This is a genomic window from Leptolyngbya sp. 'hensonii', from assembly GCF_001939115.1.
In the GTDB taxonomy this organism is placed as follows: Bacteria; Cyanobacteriota; Cyanobacteriia.
The window spans coordinates 130,255-149,497 of sequence record NZ_MQTZ01000002.1; the positions used below are offsets into that span (position 1 = coordinate 130,255).

General features: G+C 58.2%; 5 protein-coding genes. 4 read left to right on the forward strand and 1 reads right to left on the reverse strand.

The annotated features are described in order from the left end of the window. The first annotated feature begins 5 nt into the window (after positions 1-5). From BST81_RS00800 to BST81_RS00815, 4 genes are read left to right on the forward strand one after another with little or no spacing between them, the layout of a single operon-like run. The gene (locus BST81_RS00800) at positions 6-5,639 is read left to right on the forward strand and encodes a type I polyketide synthase (RefSeq protein WP_075596636.1); all 5,634 of its coding nucleotides are present in this window, start codon (positions 6-8) and stop codon (positions 5,637-5,639) included. Further along, positions 5,636-12,298: a non-ribosomal peptide synthetase gene (locus BST81_RS00805; protein WP_075596637.1), complete on the forward strand. Its 6,663-nt coding sequence runs from the start codon at positions 5,636-5,638 to the stop codon at positions 12,296-12,298. Before BST81_RS00800 ends, BST81_RS00805 begins: the two co-directional genes overlap by 4 nt. 33 nt (positions 12,299-12,331) lie before the next feature. After that, positions 12,332-16,687 (forward strand): non-ribosomal peptide synthetase, encoded by a 4,356-nt coding sequence (locus BST81_RS00810; protein WP_075596638.1) that lies wholly within the window; start codon positions 12,332-12,334, stop codon positions 16,685-16,687. Continuing rightward, positions 16,680-17,423 (forward strand): alpha/beta fold hydrolase, encoded by a 744-nt coding sequence (locus BST81_RS00815; RefSeq protein ID WP_075596639.1) that lies wholly within the window; start codon positions 16,680-16,682, stop codon positions 17,421-17,423. Before BST81_RS00810 ends, BST81_RS00815 begins: the two co-directional genes overlap by 8 nt. Here BST81_RS00815 and hcp read toward each other — a convergent pair. Continuing rightward, on the reverse strand, positions 17,420-19,054 hold the full coding sequence (hcp, locus tag BST81_RS00820) for a hydroxylamine reductase (RefSeq protein WP_075596640.1): 1,635 nt from the start codon (positions 19,052-19,054) through the stop codon (positions 17,420-17,422). The genes BST81_RS00815 and hcp overlap by 4 nt on opposite strands. Positions 19,055-19,243: the final 189 nt, after the last annotated feature.

The window sequence follows — 19,243 nt, forward strand, 5'->3', positions numbered from 1 at the left end:
ACAGAATGAGTACTACCCCAGAGCCCATTGATCGCCGGATGCTGCTGAAAAATGCCCTGGCAGCCCTGGAAGAAATGCAGGCCAAGCTGGATGCTGTTGAGAAAGCCAGACACGAACCGATCGCGATCATCGGCATGGGCTGTCGATTTCCGGGTGGTGCTGACACGCCAGAGGCGTTCTGGGACCTGCTCTGTGAAGGGCGGGATGTGGTTCGGGAAGTTCCCGCCGAGCGCTGGAATGTGAATGACTATGTGGAACCCAATGCCACAGGTCAGCCCACGAGCTGGTACGGCGGTTTTCTGGATTCCATCGATGAGTTTGATCCCCAGTTTTTTGATATTTCTCCCCGAGAAGCCACCACCATGGACCCCCAGCAGCGGCTGGTGCTGGAAGTGAGCTGGGAAGCGCTGGAGCGGGCTGGTCAAGCCCCCGATCGGCTGCGAGGTAGCCAGACCGGTATCTTTGTCGGCATTACCACCAATGACTATTCCCGCCTGACCCTGCGCGATCACCAGGCGGGCCTGGATGTGTATACGGCGACGGGCAGTGCCCTGAATGTGGCTCCGGGGCGGGTTGCCTATACTCTGGGTCTGCAAGGCCCTTCAATCGCCATCGATACCGCCTGTTCCTCCTCCCTGGTGGCGGTGCATCTGGCCTGCCGCAGCCTGCGATCGGGGGAAACCAATCTGGCCCTGGCTGGGGGGGTGAATGCCACCCTGGTTCCGGAGGCGTTCATCTGCTTTTCGAGATGGGGCATGATGGCCTCTGATGGTCGCTGTAAAACCTTTGACGCCCGTGCCGATGGCTTTGTCCGGGGAGAGGGCTGCGGCATCGTGGTACTGAAACGACTGTCGGATGCGATCGCGAATGGAGACCCTGTCCTGGCCGCGATTCGGGGTTCAGCGGTGAACCAGGATGGCCGCAGCAGCGGGTTGACGGTGCCCAATGGGTTGGCCCAGCGGGAGGTGGTGCGGCAGGCCCTCCGGGATGCCAGGGTCAACCCCGCTGAGGTCAGCTATGTGGAGGCCCATGGCACCGGAACTTCCCTGGGAGACCCGATCGAGATTGAAGCCTTAGGCGCAGCCCTGGGAGAGGGACGGACTGGGCAACATCCCCTCACCATTGCCTCGGTTAAAACCAATATTGGGCATCTGGAATCGGCTGCCGGAATTGCTGGTCTGATTAAGGTGGTGCTAGCGATGCAGCATCAACAAATCCCTCCCCACCTCCATTTTCAGGAACGCAGTCCCCGGATCCCCTGGCCTGCCTTTCCAATGGACATTCCCACCCGGCTGACCCCCTGGACTGTGGGCGATCGGCCTCGGATTGCTGGGGTCAGCGGCTTTGGCTTCAGTGGCACCAATGCCCATGTGATTCTGGAAGCCGCCCCCGCCCTGGCTCAACGTCAGCCTGCGACCCTGCCGGACCGATCGCGCCATCTCCTCACCCTCTCCGCCAAGACCCGCGAGGCGCTGATGGCGCTGGCAGAGCGCTACAAAACCTTCCTGGAGGCCCATCCTGAGGTGGACCTGGGGGATGTCTGTTTTACCGCCAATAGGGGTCGGGCGCAGTTCTCCCACCGCCTGAGTACGATCGCAGGTTCCGTTACGGATTTGAAGGAAAAGCTGGCTGCAGTAACCACCAGCCAGGAAACGACTGGTGTTTTCCAGGGACAGGCTGCAGGCTCCAGCTTGCCGAAGCTGGCTTTTCTGTTTACGGGGCAGGGGTCCCAATATCCCGGCATGGGGCGGGAACTCTATGACACCCAATCGGTGTTTCGCGCCGCCCTGGACCGCTGTGCTGCCCTGCTGGAAGCAGATCTGGAGCAGCCGTTGCTGCAGGTGCTGTATGGGTCTGAGCCTTCCCTACTGGACCAGACGGCCTATACTCAGCCCGCTCTGTTTGCCCTGGAGTATGCCCTGGCCCAGTTATGGCAATCCTGGGGGATTCAGCCCGGTATCGTTATGGGCCACAGTGTGGGGGAATATGTGGCGGCCTGTATCGCTGGGGTGTTCAGCCTGGAGGATGGGTTGAAGCTGATTGCAGCTAGGGGGCGGTTGATGCAGGCCCTGCCCCCGAATGGGGCCATGATCGCCATCATGGCCAGTGAATCCCAGGTGCAGGCTCTCCTTCAGCCCTATGCCCCAGCAGTGACGATCGCCGCCTTCAATGGACCGGAAAGCCTGGTGTTGTCGGGACAAGTGGGGGCGATCGAGCAATTGACCCCCATTTTAGAGAGTAAGGGCATCAAGGTAACGCGGCTGCAAGTGTCCCATGCCTTCCACTCGCCTCTGATGGAACCGATGCTGCGGGAGTTTGAGCAGGTGGCAGCGACGGTAACCTATGCCCTGCCCCGGCTGGATCTGATTTCGAATGTCACGGGCAAGGTAGCGACTGATGACATTGCCACGCCCGAGTACTGGGTCTGCCATGTGCGGCAGGCAGTGCGTTTTGCCGAGGGGATGGCGACCCTGGATCAACTGGGTTATGGCGTATTCCTGGAACTGGGTCCGAAGCCGGTGCTGCTGGGCCTAGGGCGGCAATGTGTGCCAGAAGGCCAGGGACTCTGGTTGCCGAGTTTGCGTCCCGTTCAATCAGACTGGCAGTCCTTGCTGGAGAGTCTGGGGCAACTGGCAGTCCTGGGTTTGCCGGTGGATTGGCGAAGTTTCGATCGGGACCAGCCCCATCGCTGCATTCCACTTCCCACCTATCCTTTCCAGCGAGAGCGCCACTGGGTCGAAGTCCAGCGGCAGCAGGTTCCAGTTCGATCGGGCCGAGGCATCGAACCGGGTCAGCATCCGCTTCTGGGAGCTGAGTTGGATCTGGCCCATCTACCGGGAACCTATATCTGGCAGGGAGAGGTGGATCTGAGTCGGGTTCCCTACTTCGATGACCATCGGGTTCAGGGAGCGGCTGTTCTTCCCGCCACGGCTTATCTGGAGATGGTGCTGTCGGCCACGATCGCCCACCGGGGGCCTGGTCCAGTGGTTCTGACCCAGGTCAAGAACGAAAAAATGCTGGTGTTGCATCCAGAGGGGGTGCCGCTGCTGCAGGTGATCCTGACCGAGCAGGCGGGTGGGCAGATGGCATTTCAGGTTTACAGTTGTAACCCAACCCTGGCCGATCCGGTCTGGACCCTGCACGCCACGGGACAGGTCCAGCCCCGGTCGGCACAGGCACAGACTGGAACTGCGTCTATCCTGGACGCCGCTGCGATCGCGGCGATTCAGGCCCGCTGCCCGGAGGCAATTGACCGGGATGTTTTCTATCAGCAACTCAGTAGCCAGGAAAATCAATGGGGGCATTGCTTCCAGGGGGTTGAACAGATCTGGCGGGGGAGTGGGGAGGCCCTGAGCCGGGTTCAGGTTCCAGAGACTCTGATCGGGGATCTTGGCTCCTATCAGTTACATCCGGCGATCGCGGATGCCTGTGGTCATGTGCTGGCCTCGCTGATCCCGGCTCAACTGGCCAGTGGGGACCAGCGAGGGGCCTTTGTCGGAGGGGGCCAGGACGAAGTGTATGTCTACGAACCCCTGCGGGGACAGACGCTCTGGACCTATGCTCGCCTGCGTCAGGATGCCACGGCAGACCCCAAAATCATGATCGGTGATGTGCAGGTGTTTGATCAAACCGGCACCCTGATTTCGGAGACGCGGGGAGCCCGACTCTATTACCTGGACCTGAATCAGGCCAGCACCTTGCCTGAAAATCCCGAAGACTGGTTTTATCAGCTGCAATGGCAGGCGCTAGATCCCCCCGCTCAGAGTCCATCCCCTGCGGCTCACAAAGGATGGGTGATTCTCAGCGATCGCAAAGGGATTGGGGCGGCTCTGGCTGCAGCGTTGCAGGCCCAGGGAGCCCCCTGCCTGCAGGTCATTCCGGGTGATACCTACCAGCGGATCGATGCGACAACGGTTCAGGTGCGCCCTTCCCATCCCGAGGACATGCTGCGTCTCCTGGGAGACAGTCCCGCTGCCGATCGTCAAACCTGGGCGGGTATCGTTCACCTCTGGGGGCTGGAGAGTCCCCCGCCTGAGGCGCTCACTCCAGTAACCCTGGAAGCGGCTCAACAGCTGGCCTGTGGCGGTGTTCTCCATCTGATTCAGGCCCTGGCTCGCCAGGATTGGCGGGAGCCTCCCCGGCTCTGGCTGTTGACTCAGGGAGCCCAGGAGGTCAGTGCTGGAGAGGTCCCTGTCTCAGTGGGGCAAACCTCCCTCTGGGGCCTGGGCCGGACGATCGCCCTGGAACATTCTGAATTCTGGGGAGGACTCGTTGACCTCGACCCAGCAGCTACTTCTGAAGCCGCGATCGTCCCATTGCTGCCCCTGCTGCTGCATCGGGATGGGGAAGACCAGAACGCCTTTCGCCAGGGTCAGCGGTATGGCCTGCGGCTGGTGCGGCTGGGACCGTCGCTTCCCTCTGGATCGCCATTTCAATGTCGCCCGGATGGGAGTTATTTAATTACCGGTGGTTTAGGGGGCATTGGCTTACAGGTGGCTCGCTGGCTGGTGGAACGGGGAGCCCGACGGCTGCTCCTGCTGGGCCGAACCCCCCTGCCTCCCCGCTCCGAGTGGAAAACCCTGTCTGATCAGGCCCTGGCCAACCGAGTGGCGGCCATTCGAGCCTTGGAAGCGCTGGGTGCTACGGTCCAGGTTGTCCCGATCGATGTCGCAGATACAGCGGCCCTGCAAACTTTCCTGGAAACCTATGACCGGGAGGGTTATCCCCCCATTCGAGGGGTGATGCACGCTGCTGGAGTGATGCAGTATCAGCCGATCGTAGAGCAGACCCTGGCCGACATGCAGGCCATCTTCCAGGCCAAGGTTTATGGGGGCTGGAATTTACACCATCTTCTGCAAGCTGCTCCCCTCGACTTCTTTGTCCTGTTTTCCTCTACGTCGGCCTTTCTCAGTTCGCCCCTGATGGCCAGCTATGCCGCTGCCAACACCTTCCTGGATGGTCTGGCCCATTATCGGCGGGCGATCGGCCAACCAGCCCTGAGCATTAATTGGGGCACCTGGGCTGAAGTCGGCATGGTGACGACATTTGAGGGGACTCAACGCCCGATCGAACTGCGGGGGATGGGCACCCTGTCTTCCCAGCAAGGTTTGAGGGCGCTACAACGTCTACTCCAGCCCGCTGCTTCTGCTCCAGCCCAGGTGGGGGTGATGCCCATTAACTGGCGTCAGTGGCGGGAGAGCTATGGGGCATTTAGTACGGCTCCCCTGTTTGCCACCGTTATGCAAGAGATGGCAGAGAGCAGTGCAACTCAAACGCGAGTCCGATTAACCCGCGATCGGCTACTGGAAGTGGACCCGGAGCAGCGGCCCGCGCTGCTGCAGGAGTATCTCAGCACGCAAGTTTCTCAGGTGTTGGGATTGGTGCCATCCCGACTGGATCCGCAGCAGTCCCTGACCAATTTTGGGCTGGATTCCCTGATGGCGGTGGAGTTAAAAAACCGGATTGAAACCGATTTACAGGTGGTTTTACCCATGGTGCAAATTCTGCAAGGACCCAGTGTACTGCAACTGGTAGCCGGGTTGTTAGGGCAAATCGCAACCCTGGCCAAGGACGCGATGGGTGACACAGACGGAGCCGGAACAGCTGAAGAAGATGAGTGGGAGGTCGGTGAACTATGACTGGATCTGAACTGCTGCTGCTGCTCTCTGAGCGGGGCGTTGAGTTATGGGTGGAGGGCGATCGACTTTGTTTCCGGGCTCCCAAGGGGGCGCTGACCCCGGAACTACGAACCCTGCTGGCCGAGCACAAGGAAGACCTGCTGACCCAGTTACGTCAGGCTCCTCCGATCGTGGCTCCGCTGTCCTACAACCAGCGATCCTTATGGTTCCTCTGGCAACTTACAGAGAATAGTGCGGCCTATAATGTGGCGTTCACGGCTGTGATTGCGACTGATGTCGATCCGGCAGCTCTAAAATCGGCATTTCAGGTGTTGACCGATCGCCATCCGGCCCTGCGGACCACCTTCACCACGGAAAATGGGGTTCCTATCCAGCAAATCCACCCACACCGGCAGGTGGACTTTGAGGGGGTGGATGCAACTGCTTGGGATGACCTGACCCTGCGCGATCGGGTCACGGCGGCTTATCGGCGTCCCTTTAATCTGGAAACAGGCCCGCTGTTGCGGGTGACGCTGTTCTCCCAATCCCCCCAGCACCATGTCTTACTGCTGACGATACATCACATCGTGGCCGATGGCTGGTCCTTGTGGGTGTTGCTGGATGAACTGCGGGTGCTTTACCCCCTCCAGAGTACGGGGGCGTCCCATTCCCTCTCCCGGCTGACCACCACCTATCCCGATTATGTCCAGTGGCAGGCCGAGATCCTGGCCGATGCTCAGGGACAAAAACTGACCGACTACTGGCAGCAGCAGTTGGAGGGTGAGCTGCCCATTCTGGATCTACCGACCGATCGGACCCGTCCCGCCTTGCAAACCGATCGGGGCGGTTCCCATCCACTTGTCCTTGATCGGGAGTTGACCCAATCCTTAAAAGCCCTGGCCAAGGCGCAGGGCGTGACGCTGTATATGCTGCTGCTGGCGGCTTTCCAGACGTTGCTGCATCGCTATAGCCGTCAGGATGATTTGCTGGTCGGATCACCCGTTTTTGGCCGCAATAAACCAGAATTCGCCAATTTGGTAGGGGATTTCGTTAATATGCTGCCCCTGCGGGCAGATCTGTCTGGTAATCCGACCTTTACGGAGTTGCTGGTCCGGGTGCGTCAGATGGTTCTGGGTGCCCTGGAGCATCAGGACTATCCCTTTGCCCTTCTGGTCGAACAGATGGGAGGACAGCGCGATGCCAGCCGATCGCCCCTGTTTCAGGTCACGTTTGATTTGCAACGGCTGCAGTCCTTCGGAGAGTTGGCGGACCTGTTTGTTCCCGGTGCAACAACGGCTCGGGTAAATTTGGGGGGGCTGATCCTGGAACCGTTTCCCATGGCTCAACAGGAAGGTCAATTCGATCTGACCATGCAGTTAGTGGAGGTGAATGACACCTTACCTGGGGTCTTAAAGTACAACGCCGATCTGTTCGATGCCGCCACGATCGCCCGCATGATTGGCCATTTCCAGACCCTACTGCAGAGTCTCCTGGCCGATCCGCAACAGCGGCTGTCGGAGCTGCCCTTGCTGACCCCGGTTGAACGGCAGCAGTTGCTGGTGGAGTGGAATCCGGCGGGGATGGCTGCATCTCCGCATCAATGCCTGCATCATCTCTTTGAAGCCCAGGTGGCCCGAACCCCGGATGCGATCGCAGTCACCTGTGGAGATCAGCATCTCACTTATCAACAATTGAACCAGCGAGCGAATCAGGTCGCCGCCCATCTCCAGCACCTGGGAGTGGGACCAGAATCCTTAGTGGGGCTTTGTGTCGATCGATCCCTGGATCTGGTAGTGGGGATTGTAGCGATTCTGAAGGCAGGGGGAGCCTATGTTCCCCTGGATTTGATGTACCCGGCGGAACGGCTGGCCTACATTCTGCAGGATGCCCAGATCTCGATTCTGCTGACTCAGACTGCCCTGATTTCTCAGTTGCCGCCCCATGCCTTAACGATCGTCGATTTGGATGACCCAGCGGGAGTTCTGGCGGGTCAAAGCACGGTCAATCCGGAAAGTACCGTCACCCCAGAAAATCTGGCTTATGTCATCTACACGTCCGGGTCCACGGGAACACCTAAAGGGGTGCTAGTCACCCATACCAATGGCTCTCGGCTCTTTTCGGCCACGGCGGATTGGTACCAGTTCAACGCCCAGGATGTCTGGACCCTGTTCCATTCCTATGCCTTCGATTTTTCTGTTTGGGAACTGTGGGGGGCCTTACTGTATGGCGGACGCCTGGTCGTGGTGCCTTTTGATATCAGTCGCGATGCTCAGGCTTTCTACCAGCTCCTGGGCCGGGAACGGGTGACGGTGCTCAATCAAACCCCTTCGGCATTCCGTCAGCTGATCCAGGCTGAACAGGCTTTGGGAACAGAACAGGCTTTGCATCTGCGCTATGTCATTTTTGGCGGAGAAGCCCTGGACCTGCAGAGTTTAAAGCCCTGGTTCGATCGCCATGGCGATCGTCAGCCCCAGTTGGTCAACATGTATGGCATCACTGAAACCACAGTGCATGTGACCTATCGGCCCCTGACCAGGGCTGATCTGGACAATCCCACCAGTGGGATTGGGGTGCCCATTCCCGATCTGCAACTGTATGTCCTGGACCCCAGTCAACAACCGGTCCCGATCGGGGTTCCGGGAGAAATTTATGTGGGGGGGCAGGGGGTGGCCAGGGGATATCTCAACCGCCCTGAACTGACGGCTGAACGCTTCCTGCCCCACCCCTTTGTGACGACAACGGCTGCTCGACTTTATCGCTCTGGTGACCTGGCTCGCTATCGGGCCAACGGGGAACTGGAGTATCTGGGTCGCCTCGATCACCAGGTCAAAATCCGGGGGTTCCGGATTGAACTGGGCGAGATTGAATCCCTGTTGATGCGGCATCCGGCGGTGGGCCAGGTCCTGGTTAAAGTCGATGATAATGGTCAGGACGATAAACGGCTGGTGGCTTACGTTGTGCCGACTCCGGGCCAATCTTTGACAACTGAGGATCTCCGCCGTTCTTTGAAAGAACAGGTGCCAACCTATATGGTCCCGGCAGCCTTTGTCCTACTGGAGGCTTTCCCCCTGACGGCTAATGGCAAAATTGACCAGCGGGCTTTACCAGCCCCTGATCTGGCCGATCGCCGCAGTCTGGCGGGGGTCTTTGTCCCCCCAACAACTCCGGCAGAAGTGGCTCTGGCTGGCATCTGGTCAGAAGTTCTGGGCATCGAACAGGTGGGGATCGAAGATAACTTTTTTGACCTAGGAGGACATTCTCTGCTGGCGACCCAGGTCGTTTCACGCATTCGGGAGGAGTTCCAGATCGATCTTCCCCTGCGGGCCTTGTTTGAAGCACCCACGATTCATGGGTTGAGCCTGCTGCTTGAAACTCACCCTCAGGTCCAGGCCACCCAGGACCTCGATCCCATCCAGCCCATTCCCCGTGATCAGCCAATTCCCCTGTCCTTTGCCCAGGAACGGCTCTGGTTCCTGGGGCAGTTGGAGGGAGAGAACTCTACTTACAACATCTCTGGAGCAATTCGGATTGAGGGCAGTCTTCAGATTTCCGTCTTGGAACAAGCCATCACTGAAATTGTCCGTCGGCATGAGGGGTTACGGACTGCTTTCCCGAGTGTGAATGGGGTGCCCGTTCAGCGGATTATCCCTCCTGCTCCTGTGGCCCTGGCCCTGATCAACCTGCAGGAATTGGGCGAACCGGAGCGATCGACAGAATTACAGCGTCTCTTTGCCCAGGAAACCCATCGCCTGTTTGATCTGGAGCAGGGGCCTTTGCTCCAACTCAGTCTGGTGCAACTGGAACTGGAATCTTCGGTCTTGCTCCTGACCATGCACCACATCATTGCCGATGGCTGGTCGCTGGGGGTCTTTATACAGGAACTCTCTACCCTCTACACCGCGTTCATAAAGGGGCAACCTTCTCCTTTACCGGAACTGCCGATTCAATATGCGGATTTCACCATCTGGCAGCGGCAGTGGTTGCAGGGGGAAACGCTGGCAACCCAATTATCTTACTGGAAACAGCAACTGGCCTCAGCCCCGCCTTTGCTGGAGTTACCCACTGATCATCCTCGTCCCCCAGTGCAGTCTTTCCAGGGGCATACCGAGACGTTCATGCTGGATGCCCCCCTGACTCAGCAGTTACATCGCTTGAGCCAAACCATGGGGGCCACGCTTTATATGACGGTGCTAGCTGTCTATGTGACCCTACTGGCTCGCTACAGCGGTCAGGACGATATTTGTGTTGGGTCGCCGATCGCCAATCGGAATCGTCGGGAAACCCAATCCCTCATCGGTCTATTGCTGAATACCCTGGTGATGCGGGTGCGCCTGCAGGCGGATTTCTCCTTTGCTGATCTCCTGAACCAGGTTCGGAAAACAGCGCTGGATGCCTATGCCCATCAGGACGTGCCCTTTGAACAGCTGATTGAAACGTTGCACCCAGAGCGGAGTCTGAGTCATTCCCTCTGGTTTCAAGTCATGTTCATTGTGCAGAATATGCCGCTCCAGGCTCTGGAATTGCCTGGACTGACCCTGACGCCCCTGGATGCCCAGCACGAGGCGGCCAAGTTTGATCAGACCCTGACCCTGGTGGAGGTTGATCAGCAAATCAAATGCTATCTGGAATACAACACTGACTTATTTGAACCGGCCACGATGCAGCGGCTGATTGGCCATTTCCAGACGTTATTGGCAGCGATCGTTGAGAATCCTCACCAGAAACTGGCCCAGTTGCCGGTGCTCACCCCTCCAGAACGGCAGCAACTGTTGCTGGACTGGAACCAGTCTGCGCTTGAGTTTCAGCCTCTTGGCACCTGTATGCATGCCCTGTTTGAGGCCCAGGTGGCCCGATCGCCCGCTGCGATCGCGGTCCAGTTCCTGGAGGTTCAACTGACCTATCAAGCGCTGAACGAGCGGGCCAACCAGCTAGCCCACCACCTGATCAGCCTGGGGGTTGGCCCCGACCAACTCGTTGGTATTTGTGTAGAACGCTCTCCGGACCTGATTGTGGCGGTGCTGGGTACCCTCAAAGCGGGGGGAGCTTATGTTCCGTTGGACCCTGCTTATCCGTCCGATCGGATCGGCTACATTCTGGACGATGCCCAGATTTCGGTGCTGCTGACCCAGGCACCTCTGCGGTCCAAACTTCCCGCTCAGACCGCTCCTGTGGTCTGTCTGGATGCAGATTGGGCCACGATCGCCACCCAACCCACCCATAATCCCACCGGGATTGTCACAACTGAGAACCTGGCCTATGTCATCTATACCTCTGGTTCCACTGGCAAACCCAAGGGGGTGATGATTGAGCATCAGGCTCTGGTTAACTTTACCCAGGCGGCGCGGCAGGTCTACGGGTTCCACGATCGCGATCGGGTGCTGCAGTTTGCCTCCATCAGTTTTGATGCGGCGGCTGAGGAACTCTATCCCTGTCTGATTACAGGGGGAACCCTGGTGCTCCGCACGGATGAGATGATTCGTTCCGCCGCCACCTTCATCCAGCTCTGCCAGGATTGGCAACTTACCGTTCTGGATCTGCCTACAGCCTACTGGTTCCAACTGACGGCAGATCTGGAATCCCAGGGGCTGGTGCTACCGTCCTCTCTGCGTCTGGTCATCATTGGGGGAGAACAGGTGCTGCCCAGTCAGGTGGCGGTATGGCAACAGCTCCAGGGTCACCTTCCGGCTCTGGTGAATACCTACGGTCCCACGGAAGCCACTATTGTGGCCACGGTCTATGACATTCCGACAGGCTCTCAGTCCCTCCAGGCCATTCCCATCGGTCGCCCCCTGGAGCATGTTCAGACCTATGTGCTCGATCCGATGCTGCAACCGGTGCCGATCGGCATCCCCGGAGAACTCTGTATCGGTGGCATGGCCCTGGCCCGTGGTTATCTGAACCAGCCCGATCTCAGCACTGAGAAATTTGTCCCCAACCCCTTCCAGGCTGGTCGTCTTTACCGCACAGGGGACCGGGTACGCTATCTCCCGGATGGCAACCTGGAGTTTCTCGGTCGGATTGATCAGCAGGTGAAGATTCGGGGATTCCGAATTGAGTTGGGTGAAATCGAAGCCATCCTCCTCCAGCAGCCGATCGTACAGCAGGCTGCTGTGGAAGTGTTTGGTGATCGCCCGGACGATCGACGGTTGGTGGCTTATCTGGTGCCAGAGCCTCAGCAGGAGTTCTCCCTGGATGCTGTGCGTCAGGCCTTGAAGGAGAAATTACCGGCTTATATGCTGCCGTCAGCTTTTATGCAACTGGAGGCTATTCCCTTGACCCCCAATGGGAAGATCGATCGACGGGCCTTGCCGGTTCCTGTGCCGGGGGATTCTGCTCCAGCCAGTGGAACCTTTGTGCCACCAGGGACTCCGACCGAAGTGGCCCTGGTGAGGATTTGGGCTGATGTGCTGAAACTGGATCAGGTGAGTACCCAGGATGACTTCTTTGACCTGGGGGGGCATTCGCTCCTGGCTACCCAGGTGATTGCGCGGGTGCAAGGAACCTTTGGGGTTGAATTGCCCCTGCGGGCCCTGTTCGAAGCGAGCACGATTCAGAGTCTGGCGGGCTTAATTGTCACCCAACAGTTGGAGCAGGCAGATAACGATGAGCTGGAGCGTCTGCTGGCGGAGGTAGATGCCCTTTCCGATGAGGCTGTGCAGCGCATGCTGTCAGAGTCTTGATGTATTGCACAGGGGTTTATGGAGGAGAACACCATGAGTGATCTGTTGAAGCGACTGGAACATCTGTCGCCAGAAAAGCGAGAACTGCTCCTGAAGAAACTGCGTAGTCAGTCCCTGGTTTCTGAAGGTGCTGCCTCGGCTCAAGCTTCTGCCATCCCCCTGGTCAGCCGGACAGCAGGGGAATTACCCCTGTCCTTTGCCCAACAGCGTCTCTGGTTCCTGGATCAACTGGAGGGCCAGACCACTGCCTATAACATTGCTGGAGCGGCTCGCCTGATCGGCAAGCTGCATGTTGAGGCGCTGGAGCGGGCTATTTCGGAAATTATCCATCGTCATGAGGTGCTGCGGACGACCTTTCCCACGATCGAGGGGGTTCCCACTCAGCGAATTGCGCCGCCCCAGCCTGTAACCCTACCCGTGACCGATCTGCAATCCCTCCCCCCCGATGAACGGGCAGCGGAAGTACAACGCTTAAGTGCGGCGGCCATCCACCAGACCTTTGATCTGGCGACGGGACCCCTGCTGCAGGCCAGCCTCCTCAAACTGGAGCCGGAAGTGCATGTCCTGCTGGTGACGATGCACCACATTGTCTCCGATGGCTGGTCGATCGGGGTTTTCATGCGGGAATCTTCTGCCCTGTATGGAGCTTTCTCTAGGGGGGAATCCTCTCCCCTGCCGGAATTGCCGATTCAATATGCCGATTTTGCCGCCTGGCAGCGTCAGTCTCTGCAGGGAGAGACGCTGACCCGACAACTGACCTACTGGATGCAGCAGTTGCAGGGCACTCCTCCCCTGCTGGACCTCCCGACCGATCGCCCCCGCCCCCCCATTCAGATCTTCCGGGGGGGGAGTCATGTTCTGGAGATCTCCCCTGGGCTGACAACAGCTCTGCGTAGCCTCAGTCGCCAAGCTGGCAGCACCCTGTTCATGACCACCCTGGCTGCTTTCAAACTGCTATTGCGAGCCTGGACCCACCAGGAGGATATCGTGGTCGGGACTCCCGTGGCTGGCCGTAATCGCCTGGAAACGGAGGGATTGATTGGGTTTTTCATCAATACCCTGGTACTCCGCACCGATCTGTCGGGTCAGCGCAGTTTTCGCGAGTTGCTGCAGCGGGTGCGGGAAGTCACTTTGGGAGCCTTCGCCCATCAGGATACACCCTTTGAAAAGCTGGTGGAGGAACTGCATCCCACCCGTAACCTGAGCTATAACCCCATCTTTCAGGTGTGGTTCAACATGCTGAACCTGGGTAAGGTCAGCATTGATCTGCCAGGGCTGCAGGTGGAGCCAATGAGTAACCTGGAGGTGGAGGCCAAATTTGATCTCACCCTGTATGTGGGGGAACAGGATGACAGCCTGAAATTGACCCTGGTTTACAATGCGGAACTGTTTGATGCCGATCGCATGGCGGAGTTGCTGGCCCAATACCGCCAGCTCCTGGAACAGGCCGTTGCCGAGCCCGATGCCCCCCTCTCCAGTTTCTCCCTGGTCACTCCGGCTGCCAGGACCCACCTGCCCGACCCGACCCTGCCCCTCTCGTCGGAGTGGTTCGGCTCTATTCCTGCCAGGGTTACCCAACAGGCCCAACAACGGCCTGACCCGATCGCCCTGGTGGATGACCAGGGTACCTGGAGTTATGCGGAGCTGGAAGCGGCCAGTAACCAGTTGGCCCATTGCCTGCTGAACCAGGGGATCCAATCTCAGGAGGTGGTTGCAGTCTATGCCCACCGCAGTGCCTCCCTGGTCTGGGCCTTACTGGGAATTCTTAAAGCTGGGGCGGCCTTCCTGATTCTGGATCCGGCCTATCCACCGACCCGTCTGGTCAACTGTCTCCAGCAGGCCCAGCCCCAGGGTTGGCTGCAGTTGGAGGCTGCTGGTCCTGTACCGACTGAGCTGGCAGAAGCGATCGAGACCCTGGGAATGCGGGTCCGTCTCACCTTGCCCCCTGACCCGACGGGTGCCCCGGAGTTGAGCCCCCTGCCGGTGGTGCCTCCTCCTGTGACGATCGACCCCGATGCCTTGGCCTATGTTGCCTTTACCTCTGGCTCGACGGGCAAACCGAAGGGAATTCTGGGCACCCACCGGCCCCTGTCCCACTTTCTCAAATGGCAGACTGAAACTTTTGATTTGCAACCTGCCGATCGCTTCAGCCTGCTTTCTGGGCTTTCCCACGATCCTTTGCTGCGGGATCTGTTCACCCCGCTTTGGCTGGGGGCAACGGTCTGCATTCCGACCCAGGCGACGATCGAAACTCCAGGCCGCCTGGCCACCTGGTTGGCCCAGCAACAGGTGACGGTGCTGCATCTTTCCCCGGCTCTAGGACAACTCCTGACCGATCCCAATCTGGCCAGCCAGCCAACTATTTCTACCCTACCCCAGTTGCGCTATGCCTTTTTCGGCGGCGATCGACTGACCCAGCAGGATGTGCTGCGGCTCCGTCAACTGGCCCCAACTGTCACCTGCATCAATTGCTATGGCACAACGGAAACGCCCCAGATCATGGGCCATTTTATTGTCCCCCCCGATGCGTCCCTGGAAACTGGCCAGGATACTCTCCGTTCCCGGCAGATGTTGCCCATCGGTCGGGGGATTAGGAATACCCAACTGCTGGTGCTGCGACAGCACCAATTAGTGGGTGTCGGCGAAGTTGGGGAAATCTATGTTCGGACTCCCTACCTGTCCAGGGGCTACCTGGGGGATGAGGCCCTGACCCAGGAACGGTATATCCCCAATCCGTTCACCCAACTGCCCGGGGATCGGCTGTATCGGACGGGAGACCTGGGCTACTATCGCCCGGATGGCAACCTGGAATTTCTGGGTCGTCAGGATCATCAGGTCATCCTGCGGGGGTTCCGGATTGAGCTGGATGAGATCACGGCAGCCTTGCGTCAGCACCCCCAACTTGCCGAGATCCTGGTGACAGTACGGGAGGACCAGCCTGGAGAGAAACGCCTGGTGGCCTACCTCCTCTCCCCAGAGGCAGAATTACCCCCTCCCTCAGACCTGCGCCAGTTTCTCCAGACCCAACTTCCCGCTTACATGATTCCATCTGCCTTTGTCCGTCTAGAACACATTCCCCTCACCCCCAACGGCAAAGTTGATTATGCTGCGTTACCAGCGCCAGCCCCCCCTGCAACGGCAGCAGGTCCTACCCCGACATTGCCCCAGGATGAGGTAGAGCGGCAGTTGACTGAGATTTGGGAAAGAGTGCTGGGTCTGGAATCTATTCGCGTGACAGATAACTTTTTTGACCTGGGGGGCCATTCTCTCCAGGCTGTGCGTCTGTTTGCTGAAATTGAAAAAGCTTTTGGTCGGGTCCTGCCCCTGGCCACTTTCTTTCAAGCAGCAACGATCCGGGATCTGGCTGCCATCCTGCGCCAGGAAAAATCCCAGGTTCCCTGGTCCTCCCTGGTTCCCTTGCAACCCAATGGCACGCGCCTGCCCCTATTCCTCATGCATGCGGGGGGGGGGAACCTGCTGATCTATCGGGATCTGGTCAACGCCCTTGATGCTGATCAACCCGTCTATGGATTGCAGCCGATCGGTCTGGATGGCAGTCAGAAACTCCTGTCTCGACTGGAAGATATGGCATCCTACTACATTGCCCAGATGCGGGAAATGCAGCCTGAGGGCCCCTACTTCCTGGCGGGATTGTCTACGGGGGGCGCGATCGCCTGGGAAATTGCCCGCCAACTTGATCAACAGGGACAGACGACGGCTCTGCTGGCTATGTTTGACACCCATGGTCCTGGCTATCCCCAATTGCTGTCCCCCATTCCCCGACTTCTGTCCGTGCTCCTCTGGGTGGGTTGGGATACGGGCAGACGCATTCTGCGATTTCCGTTCCGATTAGTGCAGAAACTCCGCAAATTCCAGATCAAAGGCTTCCGACTCGTCAGGCGCAAGGTGGATGAGGAAGCGGTCGTCCAGCAATTCCTGGTCCAGAGTCAGATTGAACAGAAGATGGAAGTGTATGAAACTTACACCAGCGCAGCCAGTCCCTTGGAGAAATGGATTGACACGCTGATTATTGATCTCTTGAAACGATCGTCCCAGCCCTACTATGCCAATACCTTTGCCACCGGTCTGTATCGCAATGCCGTCAATACCCTTCCCGAAGCGCTCCGGAAGATTCATGCAGCCAATCTGGCGGCTCGCAAAGCCTATACCTATCAGCCTGCGCCGGTGCGAGTCACCCTGTTTCGGGCGCAGCAGCGACCACCAGGAATTTATCGTGACCCCTATTTAGGCTGGAAGGAAATGGCCGTCCATGGCATTGAAATTCATGACAGCCCTGGCAACCATATTTCCCTGTTGCGCTCGCCCGTGCTGGCCCGAAAATTTAAACGTTGCCTGGAAAAAGCTCAGATCAGAACTCCCCATGCCTGAAATTAATCCCTGGATGACCTGCTTCAAAGCCCAACCTCAGGCAAAGCTACGCCTGTTTTGCTTCCCCTATGCGGGGGCGGGGGCGTCGGTATTTCGCACCTGGGCGACCCAGTTGCCAGAGACGATCGAGGTTTATGCAATTCAGCTTCCAGGGCGGGAAACCAGATTACGAGAACCCCTGTTCACTGACTTGGTGCCGCTGGTGGAAGCCCTCACCCCTGTGCTGTTGCCTCATTTCGATCGCCCCTTCGCCTTTTATGGCCACAGCCTGGGAGCCCTGATCAGTTTCTCCCTTTCCCTGCAACTCCGTCGGAGCGGTCAGCCTTTGCCGCAACATCTGCTTGTTGCCAGCCGTCGGGCTCCCCAGATCCCCACCCAATCCCCAATTCATGCCCTTCCCGATCCGGAGTTTGCCCTGGCCTTGCAACGTTACGATGGCACACCGGAAGCTGTTCTGCAGAATGCCGAATTGATGGAGATTTTTCTTCCCATCCTGCGGGCTGATCTGATGATTCATGAACGCTACCAGCATGCCGATGAACCTCCGCTGGATTGTCCAATTTCCGCTTTTGGTGGGGTTCAGGATCAGGAAGTCAGTCATCCTGAACTGGCTGCCTGGGAATTCCAAACAGCCAGCTCGTTTAAGCTGCGCCAGTTTCCAGGGGGGCATCTTTTCCTGAAGCAGGAAGGGGCGGCCCTGTTAACGGCGATCGTTGAGGATTTGTCCCTGGATTAACCCAGACAGGCCGCCAGATCCTGCTCTGGTGTGGTAATCAGCTTCAAGTTAAAGGTCTCCGACAGCAATTTCACCACATTAGGGCTGAGGAAAGCGGGCAAGGTCGGCCCAATCCGAATATTCTGAATGCCCAGGGCCAGCAGGGTCAGCAGTACGGCGATCGCTTTCTGCTCATACCAGGACAAGACCATGGATAGGGGAAGTTGGTTGACTTCCACCCCGAATGCGTTGGCCAGGGCCACAGCAATCTGAATTGCCGAGTAGGCATCGTTGCACTGTCCCACATCCAGGAGACGGGGAATGCCGCCGATCGTGCCCAGGTCTTGATCGAAGAAACGGAATTTACCGCAACCCAGGGTTAGGACGACACAATCCTGGGGCATGGTTTCGACCAGATCACTGTAGTAGTTGCGGCCTGGTTTGGCCCCATCACAGCCACCGACCAGGAAGAAGTGGCGGATCTGGCCCTGTTTCACCGCATCAATCACCGCATCAGCCACCCCCAGCACTGCATGACGGGCAAAGCCAGTGGTGACGCTGCCCCGATCTGTCTCCTCGGTGAATCCTGGCAGTTCCAGGGCTTTCTGGATAATTGGGGAAACATCCTCAATGCTGGTATGAAGTAGCCCCGGATATCCGACTGGCCCCAGGGTAAAGAGCCGATCGCTGTAGGTGTCGTGGGGGGGCATGAGGCAATTGGTGGTCATGACGATCGGACCCGGGAAGTGATCAAAGTCATGGGTCTGGTTCTGCCATGCCGTACCGTAATGCCCATAGAGGTGAGGATAGGTCTGTTTCAGCTTGGGATACCCATGGGCTGGCAACAGTTCCCCATGGGTATAAACGGTGATGCCCGTTCCCACGGTCTGTTCCAGGATGGCCTTCAGGTCTCGCAGGTCGTGCCCGGAAACGAGGATGGCCTTACCCGCGATCGTCCCCAGGGGCACGGTCGTTGGCACTGGATGGCCAAAGGTTTCGGTATTTCCCGCATCCAGCAGTTCCATGGCTTTCAGATTCATTTGGCCAACCTTAAGGGCTAGACCGACCCAATCCTGCAGGCTCTTGTCCTGGGCATCCAGGCTGACCAGCACTTCATGGCAGAAGCGATAAAAGCCCTCATCCTGTTGATTCAGTTCCAGGGCATGGAAGGCATAGGCCGCAGCACCCTTCAGGCCATAGAGAACGGTGAGTTTGAGGGAGAAAATATCCACATCGGAGGCAGATTGACTGATAAAGGCATACTCCAGATCCCGCCCCTGTTTCATCCGCTGGGCCAGATCGCCAGCGGGTTGAAAGGTGGAGAGCATAGATTCGACAACGACCTCTCCCGTGCTATGAATTTGCAGCTTCAGACTATCCCGCAGGGCGATCGCCCGATTCACGAAGGCCACAAAATCATTCGGATCAAAGTTCACATTGGTCAGTGTGGAAAAGAGCATCTCACAGGTAAACTCATCCGTCTCGCGGGTGGCAATCCCCAGAGCTTTGGCCTGCAGGGCCACCTGAGACAATCCCCGCAAACAATGCACCAACAGATCCTGCAACGCATCGACTTCTGGACTCTTGCCGCAAGCTCCCCACTGATGACAGACATCGCCCCGGGTGGTTTGTTCACACTGATTACAAAACATAGGTCTTTACTCCAAGCTTCTGAGTCTCAGCCTATAGAGAACGTCAGCATAAATCCTTGACTTAAGTCAAAAGTCCCTGCAATGTTTGGTGAATTGTTGGTCAGGTGCCTCAAGTTGTTTGACGGGTCAGTGTACCCGCCTTGCCTGTATGAATGTAATATTCGGATCAGAAGTGCAGTTTAGTTATTT